This window comes from Flectobacillus sp. (assembly GCF_049240685.1).
Classification (GTDB): Bacteria; Bacteroidota; Bacteroidia; order Cytophagales; family Spirosomataceae; genus Flectobacillus.
On sequence record NZ_JBMLSD010000276.1, the window covers coordinates 1 to 5,325 of the forward strand.

A 5,325-nucleotide genomic window follows, 5' to 3' on the forward strand; every position below is an offset into this window, starting at 1 on the left:
CAAAACAAAAAAGCCCAATACAACCAGTGTATTGAGCTTTTTTGTTTTTGGATAAGCTTATAAATTACCCATTCTCATTTGCTTCACGGCGTAGTCGGCTGCACGAGCAGTCATGGCCATATAAGTCAATGATGGGTTTTGTGTTGAGGTGGATGTCATCGATGCGCCATCGGTTACAAATACGTTTTTACAAGCGTGCATTTGATTCCACTTGTTGAGTATTGAGGTTTTTGGGTCTTTGCCCATTCGAGCGCCACCCATTTCGTGAATATCCAAACCAGCAGCCTGCTTTGAATCGTAGGTCTTGATATTTTTAAAACCTGCTTTCTCAAACATATCTGTCATTTGTTGCAAGTAATCTTTGACCATCTTTTCGTCATTATCATCATAACCTACAGCAATACGCAATTGCGGAATACCATAAGGGTCTTTCAGAGTTTTGTCGAGAGCTACATAGTTGGATTCTTTCGGGATAGTCTCGCCCATCATGTGCGAACCTACACTCCAGCCTCCACGAGTTACCTTTCCTAGATTTGCTTTCAAATCTTCTCCGATACCTTCGCTACTGTTATACTCGATACGGCGGCCATCAAAACCTGCGGCATATCCACGTAAGAAATCCGTTTCTTGCTTATACACATTACGGAAACGAGGAATATAACCACTGTTCGGACGGCGACCATCGGTTGTTGAATCCAATAATCCATCATATTCGCCTGACACACGTGCACGATAGTTGTGGAAAGCCACGTATTTACCCAACACGCCACTGTCGTTACCCAAACCATTTTGGAAACGATTGGAAGTAGAATTCAACAAAATCAAGTTGGTGTTCAAGGCTGCTGCATTCACAAAAATGATTTTTGCATAAAACTCAATCATTTCTTTGGTATTGGCATCTATGACTCTTACGCCTGTTGCTTTTCCCTTTTTCTCATCATAAATAATCGAGTGAACTACCGAATCAGGGCGAAGCGTCATTTTACCTGTTTTCATTGCCCAAGGAATTGTTGAGGCGTTACTACTAAAATATCCTCCAAATGGACAACCTCTTTCACAAATCGTACGATGCTGACACTGCGCACGACCTTGTTGTAGGTGAATTGGTTGTGCTTTGGTAATATGCGCCGCACGACCAATAATGATATGACGGTCTTTGTAGTTTTTGGAAACTTGCTCTTTGAAATACTTTTCGACACAGTTCAAATCGTGAGGGGGCAAAAACTCCCCGTCTGGAAGTGTATCTAAACCATCTTTATTGCCTGTAATACCCGCAAATTTTTCGACATAACTATACCAAGGCGCCAAGTCATTATAACGAATAGGCCAATCTACAGCAAAGCCATCACGTGCAGGCCCTTCAAAGTCAAAATTACTCCAGCGTTGCGTTTGACGTGCCCATAACAAAGATTTTCCACCTACTTGATAGCCTCTAATCCAATCAAAAGGCTTTTCTTGTACGTAAGGATGTTCTTTATCTTTAGCAAAAAACTGGGTTGTACCTTCGTAAAAAGCATAACATTTACTTACAATAGGATTTTCTTGTTTGACCTCATAAGGCAATTGCCCTCTGTGTTCAAATTCCCAAGGCTGTAACATCGTGGTCGGATAATCTACCACATGACGTACATCACGCCCACGTTCGAGCACCAAGGTACGTAAGCCTTTTCCTGTAAGTTCTTTGGCTGCCCAGCCACCGCTAATACCCGAGCCAATCACAATGGCGTCGTATGTTCTATTTTTTGTGCTATCTATATTAAAATTACTCATGGAATCAATGATTTTTGGAAGAGCTGTCGGAATTCGGCATACAGCTTTGTATCTAAAAAGTGTTTTCTATTCAATCATAGTAGCATTTTTGCCGAAAGCCTAATTACTTATTTTACTTTTACACATCCGTGGTATCTGCCTGGCACCATTTCATAATGCGTAATATTGGTCATCACATACTCCGAATTGAGGTATCCTCGTACTGTTAAACCTTTAAGCAAGCCATAAAAATCTTTGGTTTCGGCTCCACTTTCAAAGCCTTTCAACAATTCGATGCGCTGTGGCGTATCAAGCTGAACAAATGGTTTGCTGTATTTTTGCTGAGCAACAGAGTCTATCTGGCCAATACCTTTGGCAAAAGCAGACTGTACTTCCTTTGAGTAACAATCTGCTACCATTTTTTGAACAAAGGTGTCCAATCCGAGGTCTTTTGCCCCTGGTGTGTTTGTCTTGGGAATAATGGTCTCAACAGCTTCGCTTAGTACGCTTGCCAAATTAGGACGCAACCAATTTTTTGCAGTTATTGAGTTGGTCGACCAAGCATTTGCCCACTCGGGTAAAGCTACCGCTCCTCCAATGAGCATCGCCATACTTTTTAAGGCATTACGTCTTTCCATAAGTTTGTTTTTTAGTAGTAAGAAAATGGGATTATTTTTAGTCTTTGGGGATATTTCTTATCTTTATTATAACTTATAAAATCATCCTAAATAATCACTCGCTAAACCCTTAAATGCAAGGACTAATACTTTTTTATCCTAAATCTTTGCAAAAAAATATTAGGACAGATTTTTACGAGCAATAACTCCCAATATACACATATTTTCATAAATGCTTATCCTTATTAACAAGGTTGCTAAAGCGTAAAATATAACATTTTTAAGAAAAAATTTACTTAAACAAAATATACAAACAGCGAGTTTAGCCTTCATTCAAGAGATTGTTTCATTATATCCTATTGTATTTTATGGCACATGCAAATCCAGAACTCATCCAAGCCTTGCGTCGTACTGCCCAAAAATTGGCTATCGGAAATCCATACCAATGGGGGCACATGGGAAGTTGTAACTGTGGCAACTTGGCGCAAGAATTAACCCAGCTCACCAAAGCACAAATTCATGAATTTGCCATGCAAGGTCGTGGCGATTGGCGCGAACAAGTAGAAGAGTTTTGCCCAACGAGTGGGCTTCCGATGGATTTACTTATTTCGGATATGCTCAATCATGGTCTAACTACTTCCGACTTACAGAATTTAGAACGTTTGAGTGATAAAAAAGTTTTAGCTAGAATCCCACTAGAACGCCGTGACAAAATGCGCCACAATTATCGTGACGATGTCGTTCTTTATCTCAACGAATGGGCGAATCTTTTAGAAGAAGAATTGTTACCAAATATCAAGTTAGACCTTTCGTTTATGAATCAAGAACAGGCTGAACCAAGCTTAGTAACAGTCTAATATTTTATGCTCCTAGGTTAACAGATGTCATTTGTTAACCTATTTTTTTTGTAAATAACCCAGCAAATTACCTACAATAGGTTTTAGGCTGTATGCTAAAAATATAAAGGTGTTTTGATTATTGGACAAATCCCGAAAGTGATCTTCGGGTGATTAGGCTTTTTATCTGAATTTTGTAAAAACAGTTTCAAAACCTAAAAAATGACACCAAGACTGAGTCTCGAACTACCCTATTATATAGTCTCTCTGCATACGCTTACATCTCCTGCATTTTACTCATTTATTGGCAATGTGATAAAAGTTACATACAATGCTCTGCGTAGTAAATACCTTTGTATCATAAATCAAAGAAAGTGTTCTAACAAATCTGCTTTCCTGATTGAAACTAATTATCGCTAACTATTTGTTTGAATGATACATACAAAATTTACCTCCTCGTATAAACATCTTTTAATTTTCAAGCATTTTTTATTAGTAAAATACTCAGCGTTATAGAAATCCTATACTTATTTGAGAAATTAGAAAATAAAATACTTAATCTATAGACATAATAAAAAACAATTTAAACATAATCATGGAACTACTTGAATTCATTAAACAACCGTGGCCTTGGTATGTAGCAGGTCCTTTGATTGGACTTACAGTCCCTACTTTGTTATTAATCGGAAATAAATCATTTGGTATATCCTCCTCATTACGACATATCTGTGCGGCCTGTATGCCAGCAGATATACCATTTTTCAAATACAATTGGCGTAAAGAAATCTGGAATTTAATTTTTGTCCTTGGCGTTTTAATCGGTGGATTTATTGCTACTAATTTCTTAGCGAACCCTAATGCTATTGTGATTAATCCTCAAACTATCAAAGATTTAAGCACATTAGGGATTAAAGATTTTAATGGCTTGATGCCTTCAGATATTTTTGCCCCTGAAAATATTTTTAGCCTAAAAGGATTGATATTCTTTGTCATCGGCGGTTTTATGGTTGGCTTCGGAACCCGTTGGGCGGGAGGCTGTACTTCAGGACATGCCATTATGGGTATCTCCAACTTACAAGTTCCGTCGGTAATTGCAACCTGTTGCTTTATGGTTGGGGGTTTTGCTTCAACGCATTTGTTGTTGCCATTGATATTTAAGTTATTTTAAAAAGGGAACAGGCACAAGGGGCAAAGGCACAAAGTGTTCAATAGAGCACACAACTCACACTTTTCTCGCACATATTTTTCATAAAAATATTATCATGAAATCGACATTTGAAACTCCAATAGTAGAAAAAGAAGAATTCGTTTGCGAAGCGCCAAACGATATGAAAACTTCAGAAAGTGGTTTTGCCAATCTTAAATACCTCATCGTAGGTATTATGTTTGGAATCGTTTTCGTAAAAGCAGAAATTATTTCTTGGTTCAGAATTCAAGAAATGTTCCGTTTGCAAAGCTTCCACATGTATGGCGTTATTGGTAGCGCTGTAGTGGTAGGTATGATTTCGGTATTTCTCATCAAAAAATTCAATATCAAAACGCTCTCAGGGGAAACGGTAGAGTTTCATCCCAAAAAATTCCAACAAGGACAAATCTATGGTGGTTTACTTTTTGGATTGGGCTGGGCTATTACAGGCGCATGTCCCGGACCATTATTCGCTCAAATTGGTAGTGGTTTTGTAGCTGTACTTGTGACACTGTTGAGCGCTATTGCAGGTACTTGGACGTATGGGTATTTCAAAGAAAAATTACCTAACTAAAGGCTAAATTTTGAAGCATTATCAGTAAAAAAAGCACCTCACAAGGGTGCTTTTTGCATTTTAGTTATGTATTTAGGCATTCGGCAAAAACATATCTATCATTACTAAAAAACGATTAAACACTCTGTGCCTTGTGCCTGTTGCCCGTTCACTAAAATAAAGTTTAAGATTGTGCTTTAAGCTTTCAGGTATCGGCTTTCAGCTTTGGGCATTCGGCAAAACATATCTATCGTTACTAAAAAACTATTTTACACTCTTTGCCTCGTGCCTGTTGCCTTGCCCCTAAAATAAAGTTTAAGATTATGCTTTAAGCTTTCAGGTATCGGCTTTCAGCTTTGGGCATTCGGCAAAACATATCTATCG

General features: G+C 38.2%; 5 protein-coding genes. 3 read left to right on the forward strand and 2 right to left on the reverse strand.

The features are described 5' to 3' along the window. Positions 1-57: 57 nt before the first annotated feature. Together ACOVQ4_RS12625 and ACOVQ4_RS12630 are read right to left on the reverse strand one after the other, a co-directional pair. Positions 58-1,770, reverse strand: coding sequence for a GMC oxidoreductase (locus ACOVQ4_RS12625; protein ID WP_421821001.1), 1,713 nt, complete (start codon positions 1,768-1,770; stop codon positions 58-60). Between the two features lie 107 nt (positions 1,771-1,877). Then, complete coding sequence (locus ACOVQ4_RS12630) at positions 1,878-2,387, reverse strand: gluconate 2-dehydrogenase subunit 3 family protein (RefSeq protein WP_421821002.1); 510 nt, start codon at positions 2,385-2,387, stop codon at positions 1,878-1,880. Positions 2,388-2,734: 347 nt separating this feature from the next. Here ACOVQ4_RS12630 and ACOVQ4_RS12635 point away from each other — a divergent pair, with 347 nt between their 5' ends. The 3 genes from ACOVQ4_RS12635 to ACOVQ4_RS12645 all read left to right on the forward strand — a co-directional run bounded on the left by ACOVQ4_RS12635 (position 2,735) and on the right by ACOVQ4_RS12645 (position 4,962). Next, positions 2,735-3,223 carry a hypothetical protein gene (locus ACOVQ4_RS12635; RefSeq protein WP_421821003.1) on the forward strand — a complete coding sequence of 163 codons (489 nt, stop codon included), beginning with the start codon at positions 2,735-2,737 and terminating at the stop codon, positions 3,221-3,223. A 574-nt stretch (positions 3,224-3,797) separates the two neighbouring features. Then, positions 3,798-4,370: a YeeE/YedE family protein gene (locus ACOVQ4_RS12640; RefSeq protein ID WP_166578371.1), complete on the forward strand. Its 573-nt coding sequence runs from the start codon at positions 3,798-3,800 to the stop codon at positions 4,368-4,370. A gap of 94 nt (positions 4,371-4,464) precedes the next feature. Further along, positions 4,465-4,962, forward strand: a complete 498-nt coding sequence (locus tag ACOVQ4_RS12645; RefSeq protein ID WP_166549801.1) for a DUF6691 family protein — start codon at positions 4,465-4,467, stop codon at positions 4,960-4,962. Positions 4,963-5,325 lie beyond the last annotated feature (363 nt).